The sequence below is a fragment of the Sphingomonas sp. Root241 genome (genome assembly GCF_001428865.1).
In the GTDB taxonomy this organism is placed as follows: Bacteria; Pseudomonadota; Alphaproteobacteria; order Sphingomonadales; family Sphingomonadaceae; genus Sphingomonas.
Window position 1 is genome coordinate 1,339,582 of record NZ_LMIV01000001.1, and the last position, 24,305, is coordinate 1,363,886.

Consider the following 24,305-nt stretch of genomic DNA (forward strand, 5'->3'; position numbering starts at 1 on the left):
TCGATGTTAATGTGCGGGCGTATCCCATGTGGGACGCTTGGGGATCGAGGCGTTTGAAGGGCGGAATGGAATGGCGACGGTCGAAAAGATGCCGATGCTCAAGGAGGGCTATGAGAAGCTCACTGCCGAGCTGAAGCGCCTCAAAGCGGAACGTCCGCTGATCGTGGATGCGATCGAGGAAGCGCGTGCGCACGGCGATCTTTCGGAAAATGCCGAATATCATGCCGCCAAGGAGCAGCAGGGCCAGAACGAAGCCACGATCTCGGATATCGAAGGCAAGCTCAGCCGCGCCCAGATCATCGATCCCAAAGACCTGTCGGGCGACAAGGTCGTGTTCGGCGCGACGGTGACGTTGCTCGACGAGGACGACAAGCCGATCAGGTACCAGATCGTCGGCGAGACCGAGGCGGATGCGAGCAAGGGCCGCATCTCGTACAATTCGCCGATCGGGCGCGCGCTGATCGGCCGCAAGGTCGAAGAGGAAGTCGAGGTCTCGGTGCCCGCGGGCGACCGCTACTATCTGGTTTCCAAGATCGAATTCATCTGAGGCCGGCCATGCGCCGACTATCGGCGACTTCGATCATCGTGCTGGTCACGATCGTGGTCAGCCTTGCCGTCACGCTCGGCAATCATGAGGTGCTCGCGGCCTATGCCGGCGGGTTCATTCCACGTCGCCTGAGCGGGTTGGTGATCGACGACATGTGGGCGGTGCCGGTGTGGCTGACGCCCCTGTCGAGCGCGTTCCTGCATGCCGGCATCTTCCACCTTGCGATGAACATGCTGATGCTGGGCTTCACCGGCAAGGAAACCGAACGCGCGGTCGGTCCGGCGGGCATCGTCATACTCTATGTCGTCGGGGCCTATGCCGCGGCGCTCGCGCAGTGGCTGCCGGATCCCATGTCGATGACTCCGATGATCGGCGCCAGCGGCGCCGCGTCGGCTGTGGTCGGCGCCTATTCCCTGCTGTTCGGCCGTTCGCGCGCCCGGGCAATCGGCCCGATCCCGGCACAGGCAGTGCACGTGCTCTGGCTGGCGGCTGCCTGGACGGTGGTCAATCTGCTGACTGCCTTCGCGTTCCTCGGCGCGGGCGTAGCCGTCGCGGCGGCGGCGCATATCGGCGGGTTCGTCGCCGGCCTCGCGCTCGCCAAGCCGCTGCTGGCGTGGAACTGGCGGCGGGCCTGAGGCCTCAGGCCGCCGGCTTTTCGAGGTCCGGCTCAAGCAGCCGGTGGAGATGGACCACGACATAGCGCATCTCCGCATCGTCCACCGTGCGCTGCGCGGCTGCGCGCCACGCCTTTTCGGCGCTGGCATAATCCGGGAAGATGCCGACCACGTCGAGTTTGGTCGGATCGGTGAAATCGAGGGTCTGCGGATCGGTCACGCGACCGCCGAAGACGAGGTGAAGCTTGCTCATCGAAACTCCTGGGGAGAGCGGTTTGACCTGCCCTTACCGGGCAAAGGCTTAACCGCTCAACCCCGATCTCGCCTTTAGGCTTTTTGTCCGGCGCCCTTGGCGGCTTCGAGGAGGTTGCCGAACAGCGCGGTGGCGCGTTCCTTGGTGGCGTCGCGGCCGGGGAGGAGCGATTCGATCTCCTGCTTGCCGGCCTGCTTCACCGCACTCGCCGTGGCGGTGGCGCGATCGGCGAGCTGGCGGCCGACCGGGTCGAGCAATTCGCGCTCCTTCGCCGAGCGGGGCAGCAGCATGCCGATGACCACGCCGAGCGCGATGCCGCCGGCGAGGAGCGCGACCGGATTGTCGCCGATCCCCTCGGCCGCCTTTGCCGCACGAGCTCGGGCGCTGCCGTTCTGGTTGGCTGCCTTGGGCGCGCTCACATTGTCGTTGCTCATCTGGGCTGTCCTTTCTTCGCGGGCTTCGCGGATGTCTTTTTGTTCAAACCATCGGCGGCGGGGGCGGTTTCATTGCGGCGGCGAAGCATGTCGGCGATCCAGCCCCGCGCGAAGACGAGGCCCACCGTTCCGGCGATCGCAGCGACGGCGAAGGGACGCGAGCGGACGGCCTCGGCGCCCTTGCGGGCAGTCGAGGCGACGCCCAGCGCGGCGATTTCGACGGCATTTTCCGCGAGATGCGAAGGCTTGAGCCGCTCCTGCACTGCATCGAGGGTCGCGAACAGGCGGGTTCGGGCGGCCTGGACCTGCGCCTCGGCGGCGAGCAATTGCGGATCGGTGCTCATGCATCGCTCCCGAACAGGCGCGCCATCTGCCGATAGGCGAGCCAGCCGAGCAGGCCGGCAAGCGCGAACGCCACGACGATCACGATCAGCGTGGCGAGTGCCGGGCCGACCAGCGGCGTCAGCGACAGGATCAGCCCGACGAGCAACGCAGTGACCGAGCAGAGCGCGATCACCAGCGCGGCGATGCCGAGGATCAGCCCGGCCCTGGCCTCGCCGATCTTGGTGGCGGCGAGCGTGCGATAATAATCGATTTCGGCGCGAGCAACGTCCTTGCCGTCCTCGACGAGCCGCCCGATCAGCTCGCCGATGCTCTCTTCCGCTGCCTCTGGCTCGCTCACCCCCCTTTACCCGTCAGGCGTCGGTGGTTTCGGAAGCCGCGTCGACCCCCGACTTGATCAGCCGCGCGACGACGAAACCGACCGCGGCCGCAGCGCCCACGGCGATGACCGGGCTCTTCTTCACCAGATCGGTCGCGTCATTGAACAGATCGTCGACTTCCTTGCCGCGCAGGCTCTCGGCGAAGTTCGAGATGCCCTGGGCGGCAGAACGGGCATATTTGCCATATTGCTCACCGAGCCGTGCATCGACGTCGAGAGCGGCGCCCTCGAACATCTTGGCGACTTCGTCGAGCGCGTTGGTGGCGCGTTCCTTGTTCTCGCCGGCAAAGGCGCGGGCGCGGTCGGCCGCCTGCGTGCCTAGCTTCGACGCCTCGTCCTTGAGCTTCCGGGTCGCGCCGGACGTGGATCCGCCGAGATCGTCCGCCGCTTCGAAATTGATCGCGGCAGGTCCTGCGCCGCCGGCCGTCGCCTCGAGCTTGGGGTCCGCTTCGAAAGCGACTTGCTCGCCGCCGGTGGATTTTGGGGTCTTCGCGTCAGCCATGGCTTGGGCCCTTTCAGTTACTCGTGCAGAGAACCATGGCCGTACGCGCCGGTTCCATCCTCTGCGTTGCCCGGGAGCACAGGAGCGGTTAGAGGCTCGCGCGCGCCCTCGGGCAATCCGATATACCCTAAGTAGGGAGACCGTTACGTGACCGCAATCATCGACATCCATGCCCGCCAGATCCTCGACAGCCGGGGCAATCCCACGGTGGAGGTCGATGTGCTGCTCGAGGACGGCAGCTTCGGCCGTGCCGCGGTGCCTTCGGGTGCCTCGACCGGTGCGCACGAGGCGGTCGAAAAGCGCGACGGCGACAAGACGCGCTGGCTCGGCAAGGGCGTCGAGGCGGCGGTGCAGGCGGTCAACAGCGAGATTGCCGAGGAAGTGCTGGGGCTCGACGCCGAGGATCAGGCCGATCTCGACCGCGCGATGATCGAGCTGGACGGCACCGAGAACAAGGGCCGGCTGGGCGCCAATGCGATCCTCGGCGTCAGTCTTGCCGCGGCGAAGGCGGCCGCCGATGCGCGCGGGCTGCCGCTCTACCGCTATGTCGGCGGGGTCAATGCGCATGTGCTGCCGGTGCCGATGATGAACATCATCAACGGCGGCGAGCATGCCGACAATCCGATCGACTTCCAGGAATTCATGATCGTGCCGGTCGGCGCGGAGAATATCGTCGAGGCAGTGCGCTGCGGCTCGGAGATCTTCCACACGCTCAAGAAGAAGCTGCACGAGAAGGGCCTCGCGACCGGCGTGGGCGACGAAGGCGGCTTCGCGCCGAATCTCAGCTCGACCACCGATGCGCTCGACTTCATCATGGCGAGCATCGAGGCTGCGGGCTACAAGCCGGGCGACGACGTCATGCTCGCGCTCGATTGCGCCGCGACCGAATATTACAAGGACGGCGCGTACAAGATGGTGGGCGAGGGGAAGACCTTCTCCTCGGCGGAGAATGTCGACTTCCTCGCCGGGCTGGCGGCCAAATACCCGATCTTCTCGATCGAGGACGGCATGGCCGAGGACGATTGGGAGGGCTGGAAGGCACTGACCGACGCGATCGGCGGCAAGGTCCAGTTGGTCGGCGACGATCTGTTCGTGACGAATCCCAAGCGCCTCAAGCGCGGCATCGACGGCGGCTATGCCAATTCGCTGCTGGTGAAGGTCAACCAGATCGGCACGCTGACCGAGACGCTGGAGGCCGTGAGCCTCGCGCAGCGTTCGTCCTATACCGCAGTGATGTCGCACCGCTCGGGCGAGACCGAAGACGCGACGATCGCCGACCTCGCGGTGGCGACCAATTGCGGGCAGATCAAGACGGGCTCGCTGGCACGCTCGGACCGGCTCGCAAAGTACAACCAGCTCATCCGCATCGAGGAAGAACTGGGCGATGCGGCACGCTATGCGGGCCGCTCGGTTCTCAAGGCGTAATCCTTCTCGTCACCCCGGCCTTGTGCCGGGGTCCACCGGGAGGCATCGGGTGGATCAGCCATCGATGGACAGACCGTGAGGCTGAGTGGACCCCGGCACAGGGCCGGGGTGACAAGGTGCTTTGGTGTCTTCGGCTCGGTTAAGTGAAACTGCGGCCTTGATTAACGACTCTGGTTACGCAAGAATCAACCCGATGGCGCGCACTTCTCCGATCAATACGCTTCTGCGCCGCGCGGGGCTTCCCGCCGCGGTGCTCATCGCCATGGGCTTTTTCGGTTATAATGCTGTGCTGGGCCCCACGGGCATCGTCGCGGCGCGGGAGTTGAAGGCCGAGCTCGCGCAGAAGAATTTGGAATATGCGGCGCTGGCCAAGAAGCGTGCCGAGATCAAGAACCGCGTCGATTTGCTCGATCCCAAGCGTGGCGCCGATCCCGACATGGTCGACGAGCTGGTGCGCAAGCAGCTCAACGTCGCACGTCCCGACGAAGTCATCGTTCCGCTCGACAAATAGTCCGGAACGGCCGCGGTTCGCGGCGTTCGACAGCCCGATAATTGGTATCCCATTTTACCATCTCGGCTTGCACCCGCCGGGAAGCGTGTCGTTTGCGCAACGCGCGGAATGAACGCCGGCCTTTCGCGTGCGTTGACGTTGCGTCGGGGCCGAAAACACGCCTATAGGCGCCGCATTGACCTTCCGGGCATGAGGATTTCCTGTGGCCAAAACGCCGGCACGCAAAGCGTCTACCGAACCTGCGGTACCGAACCGCGAACGACCCAGCGAACCAGAACGGTACAAAGCTTCCAAGGAGCAGCTGCTCGAATTCTACAAGCAGATGCTGCTCATCCGCCGCTTCGAGGAGAAGGCAGGGCAGCTCTACGGGCTCGGCTTCATCGGCGGCTTCTGCCACCTCTATATCGGTCAGGAGGCCGTTGCGGTCGGCCTGCAGTCGGCGCTGGACGGCGAGAAGGATTCGGTGATCACCGGCTATCGCGACCATGGCCACATGCTCGCTTACGGCATCGATCCCAAGGTGATCATGGCCGAACTGACCGGGCGCGGCGCAGGCATCAGCCGCGGCAAGGGCGGCTCGATGCACATGTTCTCGACGGAGAAGAAGTTCTACGGCGGCCACGGCATCGTCGGCGCGCAGGTCTCGCTCGGCACAGGGCTCGCCTTCGCACACAAATATAACGAGGATGGCGGCGTCGCGATGGCCTATTTCGGCGATGGCGCGTCGAACCAGGGCCAGGTCTACGAATCGTTCAACATGGCCGAGCTGTGGAAGCTCCCGATCATCTATGTGATCGAGAACAACCAGTATGCCATGGGCACCAGCGTCAATCGCTCCTCGTCCGAGGACCAGTTGTACAAGCGCGGCGAGAGCTTCCGCATTCCCGGCATCCAGGTGGACGGCATGGACGTGCTCGCCTGCCGCGGCGCCGCCGAAGAGGCTTTGGCCTGGGTCCGTGCGGGCAAGGGCCCGATCATCCTCGAGATGAAGACGTACCGTTACCGTGGCCACTCGATGTCGGATCCGGCCAAGTATCGCAGCCGCGAGGAAGTCCAGTCGGTGCGCGAGAAGTCCGACCCGATCGAGGCGGTGAAGCGCGAGCTCGACCAGCTCGGCGTCAAGGAGGACGAGCTCAAGGCGCTCGAGCAGGAAATCCGCAAGGTGGTCAACGAAGCCGCCGATTACGCCGAGCAGACCCCCGAACCCGACCCCGCGGAACTATACACCGACGTGCTGGTGGAGACCTATTGAAATGGCGATCGAACTCAAGATGCCGGCACTCTCGCCGACCATGGAAGAGGGCACGCTCGCCAAGTGGCTCGTCAAGGAAGGCGACACGGTGAAGTCGGGCGACATCCTCGCCGAGATCGAGACCGACAAGGCGACGATGGAATTCGAGGCAGTGGACGAAGGCACGATCGCGTCGATCCTGATCGCCGAGGGCACAGACAACGTGAAGGTCGGCACCGTGATCGCGACGATCGCGGGCGAAGGCGAGGATGCCTCTGCACCGACCCCGGCTCCCGCTGCGGAGGCTCCGAAGGCCGAAGCACCGGCCACCGAGCAGAAGGCCGAGGAATCCGAGGCACCTGCGCCGAAAAAGGCCGAGAGCGGCACGTCGCAGCTCGCCAGCAACAAGGCGGCGACGGTCTCCGATCCCGCGATTCCCGAGGGCACCGAGATGGTCAAGACGACCGTCCGCGAGGCGCTCCGCGACGCGATGGCCGAGGAAATGCGCGCCGATCCGCGCGTGTTCGTGATGGGCGAGGAAGTCGCCGAATATCAGGGCGCGTACAAGGTGACGCAGGGCCTGCTCGAGGAGTTCGGGGCCAAGCGCGTGATCGACACCCCGATCACCGAATATGGCTTTGCCGGCGTCGGCACGGGCGCGGCGATGGGCGGATTGAAGCCGATCGTCGAATTCATGACCTTCAACTTCGCGATGCAGGCGATCGACCACATCATCAATTCGGCTGCCAAGACCAACTATATGTCCGGCGGCCAGATGCGCTGCCCGATCGTGTTCCGCGGGCCGAACGGCGCCGCCAGCCGCGTCGGCGCGCAACACAGCCAGAATTATGGTCCGTGGTATGCCAGCGTCCCCGGCCTGATCGTGATCGCGCCCTATGACGCGGCCGATGCCAAGGGCCTGCTCAAGGCGGCGATCCGTTCGGAGGACCCGGTCGTCTTCCTCGAGAACGAATTGCTGTACGGCCGCAGCTTCGAAGTGCCCAAGCTCGACGATCACGTGTTGCCGATCGGCAAGGCGCGGATCGTGCGCGCCGGTAAGGACGTGACGATCGTGTCCTATTCGATCGGCGTCGGCGTTGCGCTCGAAGCCGCCGAGACACTGGCGGGCGAAGGGATCGACGCCGAAGTGATCGACCTGCGCACGCTGCGCCCGCTCGATACCGCGACCGTGCTCGAGAGCCTGAAGAAGACCAACCGCATGGTGGTGGTCGAGGAAGGCTGGCCGGTCTGCTCGATCTCGTCGGAGATCGTCGCAGTGGCGATGGAGCAGGGCTTCGACGATCTCGACGCCCCGGTGCTGCGCGTGACCAACGAGGACGTGCCGCTGCCTTATGCGGCCAATCTCGAGAAGCTCGCTTTGGTCGATGCGGCGCGTGTCGTCGCGGCGGTCAAGAAGGTGACGTACAAGGGCTGAGCGACGGACGGGGCGCTCTCGGGCGCCCCGCCAGCGCGTCAGCAGGTCGAGGGCGTGACGCCGTTGACCTTGTAGACCCCGTTTGGATGCTGCGGGTTGGGATTGTTCTGCTCGACGCCGTTGACGGTGATCTTGCTGTCGTCGCTGGTGTCGCGACGATCGCGGACCATCATCGACGCGATCTCGTCCATCGAGGTCGAGGGCGAGAGCGACGTCTTGATAAGCGGCTGATAGGTGTAGAACACCTCTACGAACATGGTCACGCCGTCCGCCGGCGCGGTGATCTTCGGCGCGGGCCCCATGCCGGTGAGATTCTTGGTGCCCGCCACGCCATAATTGGACACCGGGGCGCTGAGGCCGCCGCAGCGCTGCCAGCGGATCTGGTATTTCCCCGCATTGGTGGGGTCTGGTTCGAGCGACGAGACGATCACGCGGCCTCGGGTCAGCAGATTGAGTTCGCCGCTCTGCAGCCCCGCGCCGATCAGCAGATCGTTGATGTCCGCTTCGGTGATCTTCTTGGCTTCGAGTTGCGTGCCGCTGCCGATGCGCGCGGCATTGTCCGCCACCTGCAACGCAATCTGGCTGACCCGCATGCGCGTGATGATATAGTTGGTCAGCTCGGCGCCGGTGAGCGACATCGTCAGGAAGATCGGCAGCGAGAAGGCGAATTCGAGCAGCGCCAGGCCGCTCGTGTCGCGCCGCAGCCGCGTGGCCAGCGTGCGCAGGGTCATGGGCAGTTCCTCACCTGGGGCGTGCCATAGGCGCCCTGATCGGCATAAGGCTGGTTGCGCAGCACGGTGGCCGCAGTGACCCGCGTCGTGTTCGACCCTCCGACCATGCGGTAGATCGGAAAGAAGCGCGGATAGGAGACGGTCACTGTGTAGAGCGTGGAATCGCGCGCGCCGCCCTGGCCGCCATTTCCGCCGTCGGCATCCCAGATGTTGTTGAGATTGCTGTCGGTATAGGGCTCACCGGCATCGCACTTGCCGCTGCCGTTGCTGTCGGTGAAGTCCTCGGCCTTTGCCGCGGCGACATCGGAAAAGGTCCGATAATAGCGGCGCTTGATCTCGATCGTGCCGTTGTTGGCCAGCGCCGCTACCTGGCTCTTGATCTTCCTGTCGATGCTGTCGAGCTGGGTCTGCTGACTGCCGCTCTCCAGCGCGGAATCGCGTGCCGCCTTTTGCAGCACGCCCTGCAGCACGGCGCGCATGTACAGCGTGTGGCCGACGTCGAACCCGCCGAGCAACACCAGCCCCATGACGGGTGCGATGATCGCGAACTCGACCACGGTGGAGCCGCGCTCGTCGTCGCGCAAAGCGCGAGGATGGCGAAGGAAGGAGATCCGGCGCATCAGTTGGTCAGCCTCAGTGCGGAGATCTGGTTGGCGATGTCGCGGAATGCCTTTTGCAGTGCCGTCGAGTCGCTCGCGTCGAAGAAGCGCCCCGCGCTGGCGCAGTTGGTCAGGCGCGTCTTGGTCGTCGCGTCGACGCCCGCACCGAACGAGATCACCCACAAAGTGATGTTCTTGTTCTTGACCGCGGTGCACAGCCCTTCGAGGCGCTTGTTGATCTGAGCGTCGAGATTGGCATTCTCGTTGCCGCAGCTGCTGGCATTTCCGACGTTTTCGGTGGTGCGGCGATCGAACCAGGCGACGCCATAGGCCGAATATTCGCATGGGTTTGCCTGTGCGATACCGTCGGTGAAGAAGATCATGTGCCGCTCGATCTCGCCACCTTGTGGCGTAAACTCGTTCTCCGACCTGAAGATGCCGGTGGGTGACATCAGCCGAGCACCCCAGATCATGCCGATGTCATGATAGGTGCTGCCGGTCGGATTCAGGCTGTCGACATAGTCGTCGAAAGCGCTTGCGACGGGCCAACTCTGCAGCTTCTTCGCCTGCGTCGGGCAGCCATAACCAGGAGCGGCGAAATTGTTGATCGAATCTACGGGATTGAGCGTAGCATTGCTGTAATTGCCGCCGGTCACTGCGCGCAAATAGATCAGCGGGCGCAGCGCCGGCTTCCACTGGGTTTCCGCGTTGCCGTTGGGCCGCATGTCGATGTCGAGGTCATATGCATCCGCCGGCGCCGGATTGTAGCTGGCAGCGTCCTTGACGGTCTTGCGCTCCTCGATGCACCCGTCCCAGTTGATCTGCCGGTTCGAGCCGTTGGCACCGTCGGGCCAGGTAAAACTGTTGTTCCAGTTACTTCCGCCTGCCTTCAGCGCACTGAAATTGATCGGGAGTCTATCGTAAGTCCAGCCCTGATAATGAGTCACCGTATCGGTGCGGTTGCGGCGGCAGCTGCGGTTGTTGCCGCTGGTAACCGATGCACCGCTCCAGCCCCCCCACTCGCCGTACCATTCGGTGCTGGCGCTTCCATCGCTGTTGAACGTAATTTTGGTGACCGGCCCCGGAGCCGTGCCGACAGGCGTCGGCGTCGGAGTGAAGCCGTTGAAACTCTGGTTGTTCATGAACTTCAGGCAGTTGGCTTGGCTGATAGCAGTGCCATAGGTTTCCCAATAGGGCGTGCCGACGGCATCCTGGGGCGTGGCGAACAGGTTCCATTTGCGCGTTTGATAGTAGCCGCTGTCCGCGAAGAACTCGTTGGGCAGCAGCTTCCCGACATTGACGTTCACCGAATAGGGTACGAACCCGAACCGGATCTGCGCACCGTTGCCGGTGCCGCCGCTCGGCGCGCCGCCATCGCAGGCCGCATCGGTATCGAGCCGCGCAACGATCTCGAAGAAGCACTTCACCGCGACGCGCAGCATCTGCATCTTCGAACCGCCGGCCGCCTTGCAGCTGGCGTCGCAGGAGCTGTTGTCGGGCTTCCAGTCCATCGACCCGGTATTGTCGAGCACGAACATCACGTCGGTGTTGGGAAGCCGCATATCGGCTTCGCAGGTCACGGTGAGCGTCTCGGTGGTACGGCCGAAGATCCGCATCAGCGTCATCGGCACCGTCGCGGTCGCCGTGCCGGAAACCTTGCCGGCATTTTCGGTGAAAGCCTTGTTGGGACTGGTTCCGCCATAAGCGTTCTTGTCGAAATTCGAATCGAAGAACTGCTTGGCCGTGGTCTCGGGATAGTTGGCGACGCCGTTGACCGTCTGAACCCAATTGCCGCCGGCCATCGCCTTGCGGCCGGCGAGTGCGCCGGCGTCGCAACCATGTTGCAGGCGCGTCTTGACGATGTACATGCGGCTGATGTCGATGCCGCCACCTACCATGCCCGCCAGCGGGATGATCGCCATCGCCATGATCGCCAGCGTGTTGGCGCGCGTATCGCGGGCGAATTCCGTCAGGAACGCCTTTGCCCTCATCAGGCTATGCCGATTGCCCACCATTCTTGCGACCCCGGTCCCCGATCAACACGGCATCATGCCGCACGCACAGCTAACGCCCCATAAATCGAGCTGGTTAACGGGCGGCTTATGGGGGGCAGGGAAATGACCGGAGTAGCGGGGGGGAATCCGGAACACGCGCTCGCGCTCTCTTACGCGCCGCAGGGGGGCGCGGCCGCGCTCGAGGCGCTGTTCGCCCTCGACGAGGCGCTGGCGCAACTGCTGCGGACGACGCGTGAACCCGCTTTGGGCCAGTTGCGACTCGCCTGGTGGCGCGAGGCGCTGGCGAAGCTGGACAGCGAGCCGGCGCCGGCCGAACCGGTGCTGCAGGCGCTCGTGCGCGAGGTGCTGCCCAAGGGGGTGCGCGGAGCCTCGCTGGTGCCGATCGTCCATGGCTGGGAAGTGCTGATCGAGGAGGAGACGCTCGATCGCGGCGCTCTGCGGCGGTTCGGCGAGGGACGCGGGGAATTGTTTGTGGTGGCCGGTGCGGCGATGGGCGCGGCGCCGGGCGATCCGCTTGCCGCGTCCGGGCAGGGCTGGGCGCTGGTCGATCTGGCGCGCCATCTCCGGGCGCCTGACGAGGCTGCCGAAGCGCGCGACCTCGCCGCGCCGCTGCTCGAAGACGCCGTATCGAAGCGCTGGAGCCGCAATGGCCGGGCGCTTGGAGCATTGGCGCACCTCGCGCGGCTCGATCTGCGCGTGCCGCACGGCGGCGAGCCACCGATAGGCGCCCCGCACCGGGTCGGCCGATTGCTCTGGCATCGCCTGACGGGAAGGTAGGGGCTTGCCAGCGCGACGGACGCGCTTAGCTTGCAGGCCTCGACTCTCGGGGGAGACGTTCGATGTGGCGCTATTTCGTCGGCGTGGGTGCGGCACTGGTGCTGGGGCTCGCGGGCTTGTTCCTGCTTCGCGGCTCAGCTGCGCCACCTGTGAAGCTGCCCGGCGCGCCCGCGGCGCATATTGCGGCAGCCGCGACCGAAGACCCGCTTCCCGAGGAAGTGCCTAGCGCCAGCGCGAAGACGCGCGAGCAGAAGCGTTTCGATCGTTATGACAAGGACCGCAATGACGCAGTGACCCGGGAGGAATATCTGCTCTCTCGGCGGAAGGCCTATGCGAAGCTCGACGCCAATCATGACGGGAGGCTCGATTTCGACGAATGGGCGGCGAAGACCACGACCAAATTCGCCGGCGCCGATGCCGACAAATCGGGCGCGTTGAGCCGCGCGGAGTTCCTCGCCACTGCACCCAAGGCCCGCGCCGGCGCCAAGCCGCGTTGCGCGTGCCCTGCCGCTGCTCCCGGGAAGGAAGAGGCGGAGGACTAAGCCGGCATCCAGCCGCTGAACGCGGCACGCGCGCGGCTGGTGTACATCAGCTTGCGGTCGGCCTTTTTCGAGCGGCCCTCGATCGGCGGGAACAGGCCGAAATTGACGTTCATCGGCTGATAGGTCTCGACTTCGGCCTCGCCGGTGATGTGGGCCAGCAATGCACCGAGCGCGGTTTCGCGGGGCGGGGCCGGAAGGGTCTGACCGGCGATCTCGGCGGCGGCGAAGCGGCCCGCGAGCAGCCCGATTGCGGCACTTTCGACATAGCCCTCGCACCCGGTGATCTGCCCGGCGAAGCGGATGTTGGGGCGCGCCTTGAGCCGGAGCGTCGGGTCGAGCAGTTCGGGCGAGCGGATGAAGGTATTGCGGTGCAGGCCGCCCAGCCGCGCGAACTCGGCCTTTTCCAGGCCCGGAATGGTGCGGAACAGCTCGACTTGCGCGGCATATTTGAGCTTGGTCTGGAAGCCGACCATATTCCAGAGGGTGCCGCTGGCATTGTCCTGGCGGAGCTGGACGACGGCATAGGGCCAGCGGCCGGTGCGCGGATCGTCGAGGCCGACGCCCTTCATCGGGCCGTAGCGCAAGGTATCGACGCCGCGTTCGGCCATCACTTCGATCGGCATGCAGCCTTCGAAATAGGGGACGTTCTCCCACTCGCGGAACTCGGTCTTCTCGCCGGCGAGCAGGCCGGCGTGGAAGGCGAGATATTCGTCCTTCGACATCGGGCAGTTGATGTAATCCTTGCCCTCGCCCTTGTTCCAGCGCGACTGATACCAGGCGGTGGTGAAGTCGATGCTCTCGAAATGAACGATCGGGGCGATCGCATCGAAAAAGGCCAAGGCCTCCTTCCCGGTGGCGCTGCCGATGCTCTCGGCGAGGCCGGGGGCGGTGAGCGGGCCGGTGGCGACGATGGTCAGGCCCTCGGCGGGGAGCTGGTCCACCCGCTCGCGGACAATCGTGATGTTGGGATGGGCCTCCAGCGCGGCGGTGACGCCGGCCGAGAAGCCGTCGCGGTCGACGGCCAGCGCCGAGCCTGCCGGGACCTTGTGGATATCGCCCTGGGTGAGGATCAGCGAGCCGAGGTCGCGCATCTCCTGGTGGAGCAGGCCGACGGCGTTGCGCTCGGCATCGTCGGAGCGGAACGAATTGGAGCAGACGAGCTCGGCGAGGCTGTCGGTGTGGTGCGCGGGGGTCCTGTCACCCGAGCCGCGCATTTCGGAGAGCTTCACCTTGTGCCCGGCCTGAGCGAGCTGCCATGCGGCTTCGGATCCGGCGAGGCCGCCGCCGATGATGTGGATGTCGTGAGTCACGGCCGGGCGAATAGCGGCAAGCGAGGCGCATGACAAAGGCTGTGGCCGCGTTATGCTCGGGGGCATGAACCCATCCGCGCTCCGCTTGCTCTTCCTTGCCGCATTGGTGGCGGGCGGGAGCTTCTATGCCACGCACTGGATCAGCGTTCCCTTCGCCGTGGAGACGGTGTGGAAGGGGGCCGGGGTGGGGCTGCTCGCTTTGTGGGCGGGGCTGCAGGCGCGGTCGACCGACGGGTGGCTGATCGCGGCGGCGCTGGCGCTGGGGGCGCTGGGCGATGTGCTGCTCGAGACGCATGGGCTGACGGTCGGGGCGGTTGCCTTCCTTGCCGGGCATGTCGTCGCCGCGACCTTGTACCTGCGCAATCGGAGCGGGCCGCTTTGGCAGGCCGCCCTGATCGCGGCGGCGGTGGCCGGGGCGGCGTTCCTGCTGCCCGCGGAGCGTGCCGCCGCACCGGGGATCGCGCTCTACGCCGCGGGGCTGGGGGCGATGTTCGGGACCGCGGCGATCAGCCGGTTTCCGCAGGGGAGCGTGGGGCTGGGCGCGGCATTGTTCGTGCTTTCGGACCTCCTCATCTTCGGGCGGATGGGGCCGATGGCGGGATCGGCGCTTCCGGGACTGCTGATCTGGCCGACCTATTTCGCCGGACTGGCGTTGATCGCCTGGGGCGTGGTGCGGAGCTTGCGGGCATGAGGATCTTCACGATCGGCTATGAGGCGACGACGATGGCCGAGTTCATCGCGGCGCTCCACAAAGCGGGCGTCGAGCGGGTGATCGACGTGCGCGCGGTGCCCCTCTCGCGGCGCCCGGGCTTTTCGAAGAACATGCTCGCCGCGAGCCTGAAGGAGGCGGGGATCGACTATGTCCTCCTCAAGAATCTCGGCACCCCCAAGCCGGGGCGCGACGCGGCCAAGAAAGGCGATGTCGCGACGCTGGAGCGGGTATATGAAACCCAGCTCGGGCTGCCCGAGGCGCAGGCCGAGGCGGCGCAGATGCGCGCGCTCGCCGCGGAAAAGCCCAGCGCCCTGGTCTGCTTCGAGCGCAACCCCGAACATTGCCACCGCACCCTGCTGCTCGCGGCCGAGGGCGAAGGCGCGGAGATCGTCGACCTGTTTCCCTGAAAGGAGTGACCGCCATGATCGACCATATCGGTTTCGCCGTCTCCGACCTCGCCCGCTCCGACGCCTTCTACGCCGCCGCGCTCGCGCCGCTGGGCATCGCCGAGATCATGCGCGTCACGCCCGAACAGACCGAGGCGGGCGGCACCGCGATCGGCTATGGCAAGCAGGGCAAGCCGTTCTTCTGGATCGGCGACAACGAGCGAGTGGGGCAGGGCACGCATGTCGCCTTCGCGGCCGACAGCCGCGCGCAGGTCGACGCGTTCCACGCCGCGGCGCTGGCGGCGGGCGGCACCGATCACGGCGCCCCGGGCATCCGCGCGCATTACCACCCCGATTACTACGCCGCATTCGTGCTCGATCCCGACGGGACCAACATCGAAGCCGTGTGCCACCGGCCCGAATGAGGCAAAAAAGCGGGGCGGCCGGAGCCGCCCCGTAGTTCGGGGAGAGCCGGCGCGGAAGGAGGGGACCTGGCGCCGGCCCGAGCGGCATTGGACGCAGTGCGTTACAGAGATATGTCGCTTTGTTGCAGCGCGGCTCCGCACGGGCCGAATGTTGGATTTGCCGGGGCGCAATTTCACGGTTTGCACGGCGAATCGGCAATGTTGTTGCGTGTCGGCGTAACTTCGTTGCGCGGGGCGGGCGCGGCCGAACCGGTGTCAATTGCTGCCCCCGATGCATGGAAACGGCCCGACATGCCATCGAGCGCGCGCAGCGCGGCGTAGAGCAGCCTGTTGTCGTAGCGTTCGCGCCAGCCGATTTGCCGTCCGCATCGGAACATTGCTTCGCGGACCGGCCCGAAGCCGCGCGTGCGGATTTCGTCGATCGCTTCGCATTGCGCTTCGTCGAGCGCGCGGTTCCATGCGCGAGCGAAGCCGCTGTCCGGCCCGGCGCGTTTCCGGAGCTGATAGGCGGCCCCGGCAGTCATCCCCACCGACCGCGCCGCCACGGCGACCACGCCGATGCGCCGCAGGCATTCGACAAACGCAATCTGCCGCTCCGCCGACCACCCGCCGGCGCGCGGCGGCATGGGGTGGGGCGTGAAGCGGAGGATGTCGTCGGGCTCTTCCGGTGTGGGCGGTTGCGACTCGCTGGAGTGGAACATATGAGGAACATTGCATGGGCGAGGGGTTGTAGGAAAGTACTTTCTCGCGTTAGTCGGCGCCCGCGCGCTCATCCCACCGAAACATGCCGCGGCCCGCGCCACCCCGGTCCGAGCGAGCGCTGCGATGAACGCGATCTGCCGCCCCAAACCATTTCAGATGGCTTCCACTGGTGCAAAGTTAGGTAGATATCGATAGCTCTTCGCGAATGCGACCCGCTCCTCGGTTGGTATCCAAGCAAGTTCTGCTGCGGCTTGTGGTTCGGGAAGACGCCGTTCCATTTCGCGTATCTCAAGGGGCGTCACCCTCGGGATATCGATACGAAAAGCGTCGCTGCCGGGTCGAAAAAATGGAAGAGTTTCGAGCCTGCATAGATCAAGTGTCTCGAGATCGCTTTCTGACACGATGAGCCATCCGACTGTCGCCATTTGCGCGCCGTCTTTATACTTGAAGTAGCAGACCTGAAATGCGACCCGCTTAGCCAGCGGATCGGGGTTTCCTGCATCGGCATCCTTGAGCGCTGTATCCAAGAGCGACCCAAACGTCGCGCGAACAAATTCGGCATATTTGGGTCCCTGATACGAGATCGCTTTAGCGTCGTCTGGTACGAACTCCGGAAATCCTTCTTTCAAAAAGTGCAGTGCTTTCTCAGATAACTTCTTTTCAGCTGGAAAATCATTGGTGAAGGTGACGGCAACAAACGTGCCACTCTTTGCCTTCCCTGCAACGCTCGCTAGATCGTTAACCATGAATCGTTTGGCTGGTTCATCATAATCTAGCCATACGATCGAATGACGGTCAAAATTAATTTGTGGTAATATCGTGCTGGAATGCCCAAATCGGAGATCAATTCGTTCGTACGGTTTGTTTTGTGTGAATCTGACCTGCTCTTCTTTCTCGTCAGTTCCTTCAATGCTCAAAAGGTCGTCGATGCCGAGCGCTCGATGTACCATTCGGAAGTCGACGAAGGCGACCGAACCGAAGCCGACATATTGATAGCCCTCTATCGGAGCGAAGCGAAGACGCTTGTAAAGGTCGATAAGCATCGTCCGCTCCGCATGCTTTGCTGGGCGAAGTCTGTAATCGATCTTATTGAAGGTCCCGACCAACTCAGTCATCCTCGACGAGGTTTTCGTAGGCAAATTCAAAAGAGCGTTCGCCCAGGTCCGGTAGTTTTTTGACATTGAATGCGGCTAACAACTTGTCCGCTTCGGCTTTTGGCTTCTTGTATGCGATCCGTGACATTGGAGGTCCCCGCTTCGCGGGGGCCTGAAAAACGAACGCGGCACGCTCCGGCAACCTCGCGAGAGGTACTGCCGGCGCCGAAGCCACTGCAGAAGTTAGCACTCTATCGGCTGGTTCGAGGTCTTGCTCACTGTCCAATGCATTGAGGAAAGATATGATCGGTCGCATCGCTTCAATCAGACGAGGTTTTAACCTGCGGTAAGCAGGTGATTCTTCATCCAATCCGGTTTTCGTTGTATTCCAAGGTAGTAAGCTGGCATCATCCGAGTCCAAGAACGCATACCCTCGGAATCGTGCAAACTGATTGTGGTATTTCGGGATAGCGACCCCTTCATCGACCTCCGACCATCCTGTAGTTTTGCTCTGATCGGCCTCTAGAATGCAGCGACCATTGCAAAATATATACCATCCAGCATGTTGCCGACTGGACTCCGCAACACCTGCGTGAAGACGAGTGGTAAGTAGCGCTTTGCCTCCAAGATCGTCTGGGTAGGATTTGACGACTGGTTGAATGCTATCGGAGCTCTTCAGCTGCCAGACACTTGCAATGATCGCCGAGCCGTTGAATGAAATCTCAAGCCCAGCTGCCATAGGTTGTGCATGAGCGATGCGAATATTGTTTGATAGAATAGATTTGAATGTGTCCTGCCCGAAGCGCTCCGGAACACCCACATTGAGCCGGGTGACGCGGAGTGTTGTGCCTGTCTCGGCCTCCTGAAATTTTCGCTCCTCAAGATCTGTAATGGGGAAATCCCAATTTCCCTCGTCCGCAAGCCACAATGGAATATCAACGTCGATTTTGAATTTCGCGGCGGGCTCCGTAGAGCTTACCTCGAAATACGCACCCATCTTGAATAGTGCGCGCTTCATGCCAATGCCGAATTGGCCCACCGAATGATCGGTCTCTTCGAACCCTGCGGCGCGACCAAATTTGAAGGCATATTTCCGTGCAGTTTCTAAAGGTATGCCGCCGCAATTATCAGAAATGACAAAGTGATTTGGAGTGACCTCAATTTCGACCTTAAGCCCCCTATAATCACCTTTGGGCCTCAGCCTCTTCGCGCCATCCACGCAGTTGTCGACCAGATCTTGGATAGCTTCGTCGAGTTGAATGTCTCGCGTGATGATATCTACGAAAAATCGCTTCGTAGGAGATGCATCTGCCTTATTCGGATCATCGCTCGGGACGAATTTAGCCACCGTCTGGTCTCCCCTCGCTGCCAAATCTAACAGCTTGATTACAATTCGCTACTGAATGTGGAATTTTTTCCTGCGAAGCGCGTCGGATACCTGCCAAGATGTCGACAATACCGCTCTCGCGAGTTTCGCATTCCCACACGGTGATCACTTGCCAACCTAGGGCTTCCAGTTCCGCCGCCACCCGAGCGTCACGCGCCACGTTCATGTCGAACTTCGCCTGCCAAAACTCTTCACGCGATTTGGGCGTCGACGCCTTCGGGCAGCCTGGATGCCGGTGCCAGAAGCAGCCATGCACGAACATTGCGATGCGGTACTTAGGGAAAACAAGATCGGGCTTTCCCGGCAGGTCCTTCCGGTGGAGTCTGAAGCGTAGGCCGAGAGAATGAGCGGCGCGGCGGACGCGCATCTCGGGCGTTGTGTTTTTGCCCCGCACCCGTGACATGAGCCAGGAGCGACGTTCGGGGGTCAACCTATCGACCAGATGGACTACTCCGCCGCTTCAGCGAGTTGTTCGCCTCTGCTTTCGATCATCGGCGTTTGTTCGGGCGCGTCCACATGTCTCGTCCCGTCCGGATCGATCATCTCCTCTGCTTCTGCGCCGGTCAGTCGATCACGGATGGCAACAAAAACTGCCTCCGCCATAATTGGAGATACGCTGTTCCCTATCATCCGGAAGCTATGCCAAACGGTAGGATGAAAGAGGTGGTCGTCTGGGAATCCTTGAAGGCGCGCCGCTTCCCGTACGGTGATCACACGATCAAACTCGGGGTGGATTGGCCGGACCGATTGAAATGAGCCGAGATCGGCCCCGGTTCCGGCGCGCAATGTTGGGCATTGGCCGCCTAGGCGTAAACGCGGGTGGCGGCCGATTTTATCTACACCACCGGGCCGGACGTCATGGAAGCGCTTCACCACAGCGGAGGTGTGTACTGTGGGCCGATGCCCTGTTGTAATGCGATTCTTCGCTCGCAGTGGGCGTGCGTATGACGTCGGAGCTCCCGGACGATCAATCGACCAGCGATCGAAGCCAGGTAAGTTGGGATCATCCTCGATGGGGCGCAGGTCCTTCAAGTCGGATAGCGCTTGCCGTACCGTAGCAGCGGGGCGTTTCAATGCTTCGACATCGGCAAGCGACAGAGGCGCTTTGCGGTCCCTCCGAATACCAATGACGAACATTCGGTTGCGCTTCGTGGCGGCACCGAAATCCGATGCATCCCATATGTTTGGGCCGAGAATGTCATAGCGGTCGCTTACGAGCGCCAACGCATCATCTAGTACCGGTCGCGCGTCTTGATAAGCGAGCCCGCGCACATTCTCCATGACGAAGAACACCGGATCGAGTTCCGCAACAATGCGGAAGAAGTGCCGCAGCAAAAGACGCCGCGGATCTTTGGGGTCCCGCTTGCCCATGTCGCTGAAACCTTGGCAAGGGGGCCCTCCGAAAACACCGAACGCATTTCCCCCGATATCCGCACGAATTTCGGCGGCGGTAAGCGTGGCAACGTCACGGTGCCTGAGCACAGTGTTGGGGAAGTTAAGCGGATAAGACGAAGTGAGGATCGGGTCCAGATCGTAAGCAGCGGCGACAGAAAAGCCAGCCGCATGGGCTCCGCGCGAAAAGCCTCCCGTTCCGCAGAACAATTCCACCAGTTTCATCGATCCGACACCACCCTCCATGTCGGGGCAATGCTCTAGCACAACTCGATGCCTGCGCATCCCATAAACGACTAGTGTCGAGCCGCGATCAGCCGCCTCACGCCGCCTTCCGCCGCTCCGCCATCTCCGCATTCAGCATCTCCGCCAGCAGAAACGCCAGTTCCAGCGACTGCCCCGCGTTCAGCCGCGGGTCGCAGTGCGTGTGGTAGCGGTCGGCCAGCGATTGCTCGGTGACGTCGATTGCGCCGCCGGTGCATTCGGTGACGTTCTGGCCGGTCATCTCGGCGTGGATGCCGCCGGCGAAGGTGCCCTCGGCGCGGTGGACGGCGAAGAAGCCGCGGACTTCGGCGAGGATGCGCTCGAAGGGGCGGGTCTTGTAGCCGTTGGCGGCCTTGACGACGTTGCCGTGCATCGGGTCGCAGCTCCACACCACCGGATGGCCCTCGCGCTTGACCGCGCGGACGAGGGCGGGGAGGCCCTTCTCGATCTTGTCGTGGCCGTAGCGGGTGATCAGGGTCATGCGGCCGGGGACGCGCGCGGGGTTGAGCGTGTCGAGCAGGCGCAGCAGCGCGTCGGGCTCGAGGCTGGGGCCGCACTTCATCCCGATCGGATTGCCGATGCCGCGCAGGAACTCGACATGCGCGCTGCCCTCGAAGCGGGTGCGGTCGCCGATCCACAGGAAGTGCGCGCTGGTATCGTACCAGTCGCCGGTGAGGCTGTCCTGCCGGGTGAGCGCCTGCTCGTAGGGGAGGAGCAGGGCCTCGTGGCTGGTGTAGAACTGGGTGCCCTTCAATTGGGGGACAGTGTCGGGGTTGATGCCGCACGCCTCCATGAAATCGAGCGACTCGCCGATGCGGTCCGCCACGTCGGCGAACTTCTTCGACCAGGGGCTGCGGCCCATGAAATCGAGCGTCCATTTGTGGACCTGGTGGAGATTGGCATAGCCGCCGGTGGCGAAGGCGCGCAGCAGGTTGAGCGTCGCGGCGGACTGCGAATAGCCCTGCACCATGCGCTGCGGATCGGGGATGCGGCTCTCGGGCGTGAAGGCGATGTCGTTGACGTTGTCGCCGCGGTAGCTGGGGAGCTCGACGCCGTCGATCGTCTCGGTATCGGCGCTGCGCGGCTTGGCGAACTGGCCGGCCATGCGGCCGAGCTTCACCGTGGGGAGCTTCGACGCGAAGGTGAGGACGACCGCCATCTGGAGGATGACGCGGAAGGTGTCGCGGATGTTGTTGGGGTGGAACTCGGCGAAGCTCTCGGCACAATCGCCGCCCTGGAGGAGGAAGGCCTCGCCGCGCGAGACGCGGGCGAGTTCGGTGGTGAGCTCGCGCGCCTCGCCGGCGAAGACGAGCGGGGGGAAATTGGCGAGCTGGGCCGTGGCGGCGTTCAGCGCGGCCTGATCGGGGTAATTGGGGAGCTGGCGGGCTTCGGCCTGGCGCCAGCTGTCGGGGGTCCAGCCCATGTCTTGCTCCAGATTGCGGACATGGACGTACCAGTCCTGGTGATGGGCGATGCCGTTGGCGGCGATCTGGTTGAGCACGGCGGCGGAGGCGCGCTTGCCGTCCTCCTCCCAGCCCTGCACCGTCGAGCCGGGCGTGTCGAACCAGGCGCCGAATGCGGCGCGGGAAAGGGCGCGTTCCTCGCGGAAGCGGCGGATCTTGGAACCTGCTAGCGTCGTCATGATGCGGGCGCCTTACCCCGACGGGGTAAATGGGCGCAAGGGGTAAAATTACCCTGAGCGGGTAAATGTTCGGGGCGCTTGTGCGGAGGGCTGCGGAGGCATAGCCTGTACGGGCTGTCGGGAGTCGCAGGCCCGGCATGCGGCGCGGCCATGCGCCGGAACGGACATAGCGCGGCCACCGGACGACAGCCACAGGCGCGGACGGACAGCGACGCGCAACGGGAGAGGCAGGAAGCTCCAGACGGGAGAGTTTCGTGCCCTTGGTTCGCGTGCGGGTTTTCATGATCAGGGGTGCCGCGTGAGTTTGCTCGCGTGGGCCGAGGCGTTGGCCGCGATGCTGGCGGCGGGGCTTGCCGCGGGGTTTGCGGGCGGGCTGTTCGGAATCGGCGGCGGGTTCGTGGTGGTGCCGGCCTTGTTCGCGGTGCTGCCGCTGCTGGGCGGCGCGCCAGAGGAGCTGGCGCATGTCGCGATCGGGACCTCGCTGGCGACGATCGTCGCGACGTCGATCCGATCGGTGCACGCCCACGCAAGGCGCGGGGCAGTGGACTTCGAGATATTGAAGAGCTGGGCGCCGTGGATCGTCGCGGGCGTGGGGGCAGGGGTGCTGCTCGCCGCGCGGGTGCCGGGGCCGGCGCTGGCGATCATCTTCGGCACCGGTGTGCTGGTGATGGCGCTGCATTTCCTGTTTCCGCTGCTCGGCGGGCGGCAGCTGGCCACCGAGATGCCTGGCGGGGCGGCGCGCGCGGGGATCGCGGGCGGGCTGGGCGCCTTCTCGTCGCTGCTGGGGATCGGCGGGGGAACGATCGCGATCATCGTGATGACCCTGTGCGGCAAATCGATCCACCGCGCGATCGCGACGGCCTCGGGCGTGGGCGCGATCATCGCCGTGCCCGGCGTGATCGGCTTCGTCGCGATCGGGGCGGGCGCGCACGGGCTGCCTTATGGCTCGCTCGGCTATGTCAATCTGCCCGCCGCGGCGGTGGTGACCGCGGCGACCCTGCTCACGGCGCCCTGGGGCGTGGCAGCGGCGCATGCGCTGAGCCCGGTGATGCTGCGGCGGAGCTTCGGAATCTATCTGGTGGCGATCGGGATATTGATGATCCGCAACGGCCTTTACGGCTGAACAGGGAGACGGGCGATGGTGACGGTATCGAGGCGGGGACTGATCGCGGCAGGCACGGCGACGGCGGCGTGCGCGGCGTTTCCGAGGGCGGCGTGGGGCACGGGCGCGGCGGCGAGCGAAGTGCCGCTGTTCGGGCCGGCGAAAGGCGTGGCTCTGCTGTCGCGCAACGAGAATCCCTATGGCCCGGCACCGAGCGCGATCCGGGCGATCGCCGAATGGTCGGCCAAGGGGTGCTATTATGCCGACGAAGGCGCGCGGCGGCTGACCGCGATGATCGCCGAGCGCTTCGGCGTGACGCCGGACCATGTCGCGATCGGCAGCGGATCGACCGAGATATTGAGCGCGGCGGGGCTCGCCTTCGCCGGCAAGGGCGCGATCCTGTGCCCCGAATTGTTCTGGGACACGACTGCGCTCTATGCCGAGGCCAAGGGCGCGAAGCTCCAGCGCGTGGCACTGAAGCCGGACATGGACGTGGACCTCGACGCGATGGCCGCGGCGGTGGGGCCGGACACGGGGATGGTGCACATCTGCAACCCCAACAACCCGACCGGCCGCGTGCTCGACGGCGACAGCATGCGCGCCTTCGTCCGCGCGGCGAGCCCGAAGGCGACGGTGCTGGTCGACGAGGCCTATATCGAGCTGACCGATCGGCCCGAGTATAATTCGGTCGCGGCTCTGGTGAAGGAGGGGCACGACCTGGTCGTGTGCCGCACCTTCTCCAAGATCTATGGCATGGCGGGGCTGCGCGTGGGCTATGCGATCGGCCAGCCCGAGACGATCCGGAAGATCAGGGGGTACGAGATGAGCTTCGGCGGGAACACCGCGGGGCTGGCGGCGGCGATCGCGGCCTATGACGACACCGTGTTCACCACCTGGTCGAAGAGCCGCATCCTCGAGGCGCGCGCGATCATGCTCGCGGCGATCGAGAAAGCGGGGCTCGAGGCACTGCCGAGCCAGACCAATTTCCTGTTCGTGAAGGTGCCTGACGCGAACAAGATGAAGGACGCGATGGCGGCGAAGGGCATCCAGATTCGCGGCGCTTATGGCAAATGGAGCCAATATTCGCGCGTCTCGACCGGCAGGATCGAGGACGTGACGCGCTATGCCGCGGCCTTGCCCGAGGCGGCGCGCGCCTGAGGCTGGACCCGTCCGTGCTCCCGCGGCGTTGATGTTGCGGGGCACGGAGACCGGCAATGGATGATCTGGCGACGGAAGCTCTCGATTTCGACGACGAACTGGCAGCTGAGGAAGAGCAGGAGCAGGAGCGCGAGGCGTTCGGCGAGTCCGATTATGTGGCCGATCCGCGCGCGCTGTTCGGATCGGAGGCGGCGCGGGCGATGCTGGTGGTGCTGACCCGGCGGCTGGGGCCGGACTTCGCGCGCGAAGTGAGCGACGAGATGGCGTCGCGAACCTTCTCGTACCAGGCGGGCTGCCCCGACGACCGCAGCGACGGCAAGGCGATGGAGTATCTGCTCCGGGACGCGTTCTGGGATAAATTGTTCGCGATGGAGGGACCTGACAGGGAATAGGC

Annotated in this window: 29 protein-coding genes; 14 read left to right on the forward strand and 15 right to left on the reverse strand. The window is 64.3% G+C overall.

Going from position 1 to position 24,305, the window contains the following annotated elements:
• Nucleotides 1-70 precede the first annotated feature (70 nt).
• Both greA and ASE13_RS06175 read left to right on the forward strand, forming a co-directional pair.
• Nucleotides 71-547: a transcription elongation factor GreA gene (greA, locus tag ASE13_RS06170; protein ID WP_056612711.1), complete on the forward strand. Its 477-nt coding sequence runs from the start codon at nt 71-73 to the stop codon at nt 545-547.
• An 8-nt stretch (nt 548-555) separates the two neighbouring features.
• Nucleotides 556-1,182: a rhomboid family intramembrane serine protease gene (locus ASE13_RS06175; protein WP_056612713.1), complete on the forward strand. Its 627-nt coding sequence runs from the start codon at nt 556-558 to the stop codon at nt 1,180-1,182.
• A gap of 4 nt (nt 1,183-1,186) precedes the next feature.
• Here ASE13_RS06175 and ASE13_RS06180 read toward each other — a convergent pair whose 3' ends face one another.
• From ASE13_RS06180 to ASE13_RS06200, 5 genes are all read right to left on the reverse strand, one after another.
• A complete protein-coding gene (locus ASE13_RS06180) occupies nt 1,187-1,414 on the reverse strand; it encodes a DUF4170 domain-containing protein (RefSeq protein WP_056612715.1) in 228 nt (75 codons plus the stop codon).
• A 74-nt stretch (nt 1,415-1,488) separates the two neighbouring features.
• Complete coding sequence (locus ASE13_RS06185) at nt 1,489-1,848, reverse strand: hypothetical protein (RefSeq protein WP_235536863.1); 360 nt, start codon at nt 1,846-1,848, stop codon at nt 1,489-1,491.
• Nucleotides 1,845-2,192, reverse strand: coding sequence for a DUF3618 domain-containing protein (locus ASE13_RS06190; protein WP_156404757.1), 348 nt, complete (start codon nt 2,190-2,192; stop codon nt 1,845-1,847). Before ASE13_RS06190 ends, ASE13_RS06185 begins: the two co-directional genes overlap by 4 nt.
• Entirely contained in the window at nt 2,189-2,530 is a 342-nt protein-coding gene (locus ASE13_RS06195; RefSeq protein ID WP_056612717.1) for a phage holin family protein, read from the reverse strand. Before ASE13_RS06195 ends, ASE13_RS06190 begins: the two co-directional genes overlap by 4 nt.
• A gap of 13 nt (nt 2,531-2,543) precedes the next feature.
• Nucleotides 2,544-3,071 carry a hypothetical protein gene (locus tag ASE13_RS06200; protein ID WP_056612719.1) on the reverse strand — a complete coding sequence of 176 codons (528 nt, stop codon included), beginning with the start codon at nt 3,069-3,071 and terminating at the stop codon, nt 2,544-2,546.
• A gap of 147 nt (nt 3,072-3,218) precedes the next feature.
• Here ASE13_RS06200 and eno point away from each other — a divergent pair, with 147 nt between their 5' ends.
• From eno to ASE13_RS06220, 4 genes are all read left to right on the forward strand, one after another.
• Complete coding sequence (eno, locus tag ASE13_RS06205; RefSeq protein ID WP_056612722.1) at nt 3,219-4,496, forward strand: phosphopyruvate hydratase; 1,278 nt, start codon at nt 3,219-3,221, stop codon at nt 4,494-4,496.
• A 193-nt stretch (nt 4,497-4,689) separates the two neighbouring features.
• Nucleotides 4,690-5,007, forward strand: coding sequence for an FtsB family cell division protein (locus ASE13_RS06210; RefSeq protein WP_056612724.1), 318 nt, complete (start codon nt 4,690-4,692; stop codon nt 5,005-5,007).
• A gap of 202 nt (nt 5,008-5,209) precedes the next feature.
• Nucleotides 5,210-6,259, forward strand: a complete 1,050-nt coding sequence (gene pdhA / locus ASE13_RS06215) for a pyruvate dehydrogenase (acetyl-transferring) E1 component subunit alpha (protein ID WP_056612726.1) — start codon at nt 5,210-5,212, stop codon at nt 6,257-6,259.
• 1 nt (nt 6,260) lies between these two features.
• Entirely contained in the window at nt 6,261-7,673 is a 1,413-nt protein-coding gene (locus ASE13_RS06220; RefSeq protein WP_056612728.1) for a pyruvate dehydrogenase complex E1 component subunit beta, read from the forward strand.
• A 38-nt stretch (nt 7,674-7,711) separates the two neighbouring features.
• Here the strand turns inward: ASE13_RS06220 and ASE13_RS06225 are convergent, their stop codons facing one another.
• Genes ASE13_RS06225 through ASE13_RS06235 form a run of 3 tightly spaced genes read right to left on the reverse strand, consistent with a single transcriptional unit; the run spans nt 7,712 to nt 10,994 of the window.
• On the reverse strand, nt 7,712-8,404 hold the full coding sequence (locus ASE13_RS06225) for a TadE/TadG family type IV pilus assembly protein (RefSeq protein ID WP_156404758.1): 693 nt from the start codon (nt 8,402-8,404) through the stop codon (nt 7,712-7,714).
• Nucleotides 8,401-9,024: a TadE/TadG family type IV pilus assembly protein gene (locus ASE13_RS06230; protein WP_056612730.1), complete on the reverse strand. Its 624-nt coding sequence runs from the start codon at nt 9,022-9,024 to the stop codon at nt 8,401-8,403. The genes ASE13_RS06225 and ASE13_RS06230 overlap by 4 nt, the downstream gene beginning before the upstream one ends.
• On the reverse strand, nt 9,024-10,994 hold the full coding sequence (locus tag ASE13_RS06235; protein WP_162254669.1) for a TadE/TadG family type IV pilus assembly protein: 1,971 nt from the start codon (nt 10,992-10,994) through the stop codon (nt 9,024-9,026). Before ASE13_RS06235 ends, ASE13_RS06230 begins: the two co-directional genes overlap by 1 nt.
• A 126-nt stretch (nt 10,995-11,120) precedes the next feature.
• On the opposite strand from ASE13_RS06235, the gene ASE13_RS06240 reads away from it, so the two are divergent.
• The gene (locus ASE13_RS06240) at nt 11,121-11,795 is read left to right on the forward strand and encodes a hypothetical protein (protein ID WP_156404759.1); all 675 of its coding nucleotides are present in this window, start codon (nt 11,121-11,123) and stop codon (nt 11,793-11,795) included.
• 62 nt (nt 11,796-11,857) lie between these two features.
• Nucleotides 11,858-12,337 carry a histidine kinase gene (locus ASE13_RS06245; RefSeq protein ID WP_056612736.1) on the forward strand — a complete coding sequence of 160 codons (480 nt, stop codon included), beginning with the start codon at nt 11,858-11,860 and terminating at the stop codon, nt 12,335-12,337.
• On the opposite strand, the gene trmFO is transcribed toward ASE13_RS06245, so the two are convergent.
• Entirely contained in the window at nt 12,334-13,647 is a 1,314-nt protein-coding gene (trmFO, locus tag ASE13_RS06250; protein ID WP_056612739.1) for a methylenetetrahydrofolate--tRNA-(uracil(54)-C(5))-methyltransferase (FADH(2)-oxidizing) TrmFO, read from the reverse strand. The genes ASE13_RS06245 and trmFO overlap by 4 nt on opposite strands.
• 64 nt (nt 13,648-13,711) lie before the next feature.
• Here trmFO and ASE13_RS06255 point away from each other — a divergent pair, with 64 nt between their 5' ends.
• From ASE13_RS06255 to ASE13_RS06265, 3 genes are read left to right on the forward strand one after another with little or no spacing between them, the layout of a single operon-like run.
• Nucleotides 13,712-14,338 (forward strand): lysoplasmalogenase family protein, encoded by a 627-nt coding sequence (locus tag ASE13_RS06255; RefSeq protein WP_082596396.1) that lies wholly within the window; start codon nt 13,712-13,714, stop codon nt 14,336-14,338.
• Nucleotides 14,335-14,766, forward strand: coding sequence for a DUF488 family protein (locus ASE13_RS06260; RefSeq protein WP_056612742.1), 432 nt, complete (start codon nt 14,335-14,337; stop codon nt 14,764-14,766). The genes ASE13_RS06255 and ASE13_RS06260 overlap by 4 nt, the downstream gene beginning before the upstream one ends.
• A 14-nt stretch (nt 14,767-14,780) precedes the next feature.
• A complete protein-coding gene (locus ASE13_RS06265) occupies nt 14,781-15,170 on the forward strand; it encodes a VOC family protein (protein WP_056612744.1) in 390 nt (129 codons plus the stop codon).
• A gap of 173 nt (nt 15,171-15,343) precedes the next feature.
• Here ASE13_RS06265 and ASE13_RS06270 read toward each other — a convergent pair whose 3' ends face one another.
• From ASE13_RS06270 to ASE13_RS06285, 6 genes are all read right to left on the reverse strand, one after another.
• Nucleotides 15,344-15,871: a hypothetical protein gene (locus tag ASE13_RS06270; protein WP_056612747.1), complete on the reverse strand. Its 528-nt coding sequence runs from the start codon at nt 15,869-15,871 to the stop codon at nt 15,344-15,346.
• A 153-nt stretch (nt 15,872-16,024) separates the two neighbouring features.
• Complete coding sequence (locus tag ASE13_RS06275; RefSeq protein WP_056612749.1) at nt 16,025-16,987, reverse strand: O-methyltransferase; 963 nt, start codon at nt 16,985-16,987, stop codon at nt 16,025-16,027.
• The gene (locus ASE13_RS19370) at nt 16,980-18,314 is read right to left on the reverse strand and encodes an ATP-binding protein (RefSeq protein WP_162254671.1); all 1,335 of its coding nucleotides are present in this window, start codon (nt 18,312-18,314) and stop codon (nt 16,980-16,982) included. The genes ASE13_RS06275 and ASE13_RS19370 overlap by 8 nt, the downstream gene beginning before the upstream one ends.
• Nucleotides 18,307-18,783: a very short patch repair endonuclease gene (locus tag ASE13_RS19375; RefSeq protein WP_268801280.1), complete on the reverse strand. Its 477-nt coding sequence runs from the start codon at nt 18,781-18,783 to the stop codon at nt 18,307-18,309. Before ASE13_RS19375 ends, ASE13_RS19370 begins: the two co-directional genes overlap by 8 nt.
• Nucleotides 18,784-18,800: 17 nt before the next feature.
• On the reverse strand, nt 18,801-19,970 hold the full coding sequence (locus ASE13_RS19380) for a DNA cytosine methyltransferase (protein WP_082596399.1): 1,170 nt from the start codon (nt 19,968-19,970) through the stop codon (nt 18,801-18,803).
• Nucleotides 19,971-20,067: 97 nt separating this feature from the next.
• Nucleotides 20,068-21,432, reverse strand: coding sequence for a class II 3-deoxy-7-phosphoheptulonate synthase (locus ASE13_RS06285; protein ID WP_200955666.1), 1,365 nt, complete (start codon nt 21,430-21,432; stop codon nt 20,068-20,070).
• A 553-nt stretch (nt 21,433-21,985) separates the two neighbouring features.
• Between ASE13_RS06285 and ASE13_RS06290 the strand changes: the two genes are divergently transcribed.
• From ASE13_RS06290 to ASE13_RS06300, 3 genes are read left to right on the forward strand one after another with little or no spacing between them, the layout of a single operon-like run.
• Nucleotides 21,986-22,774 carry a sulfite exporter TauE/SafE family protein gene (locus ASE13_RS06290; RefSeq protein WP_056614809.1) on the forward strand — a complete coding sequence of 263 codons (789 nt, stop codon included), beginning with the start codon at nt 21,986-21,988 and terminating at the stop codon, nt 22,772-22,774.
• Nucleotides 22,775-22,789: 15 nt separating this feature from the next.
• Nucleotides 22,790-23,911 carry a pyridoxal phosphate-dependent aminotransferase gene (locus ASE13_RS06295; protein WP_082596401.1) on the forward strand — a complete coding sequence of 374 codons (1,122 nt, stop codon included), beginning with the start codon at nt 22,790-22,792 and terminating at the stop codon, nt 23,909-23,911.
• 56 nt (nt 23,912-23,967) lie between these two features.
• Nucleotides 23,968-24,303 carry a hypothetical protein gene (locus ASE13_RS06300; protein ID WP_056612754.1) on the forward strand — a complete coding sequence of 112 codons (336 nt, stop codon included), beginning with the start codon at nt 23,968-23,970 and terminating at the stop codon, nt 24,301-24,303.
• Nucleotides 24,304-24,305 lie beyond the last annotated feature (2 nt).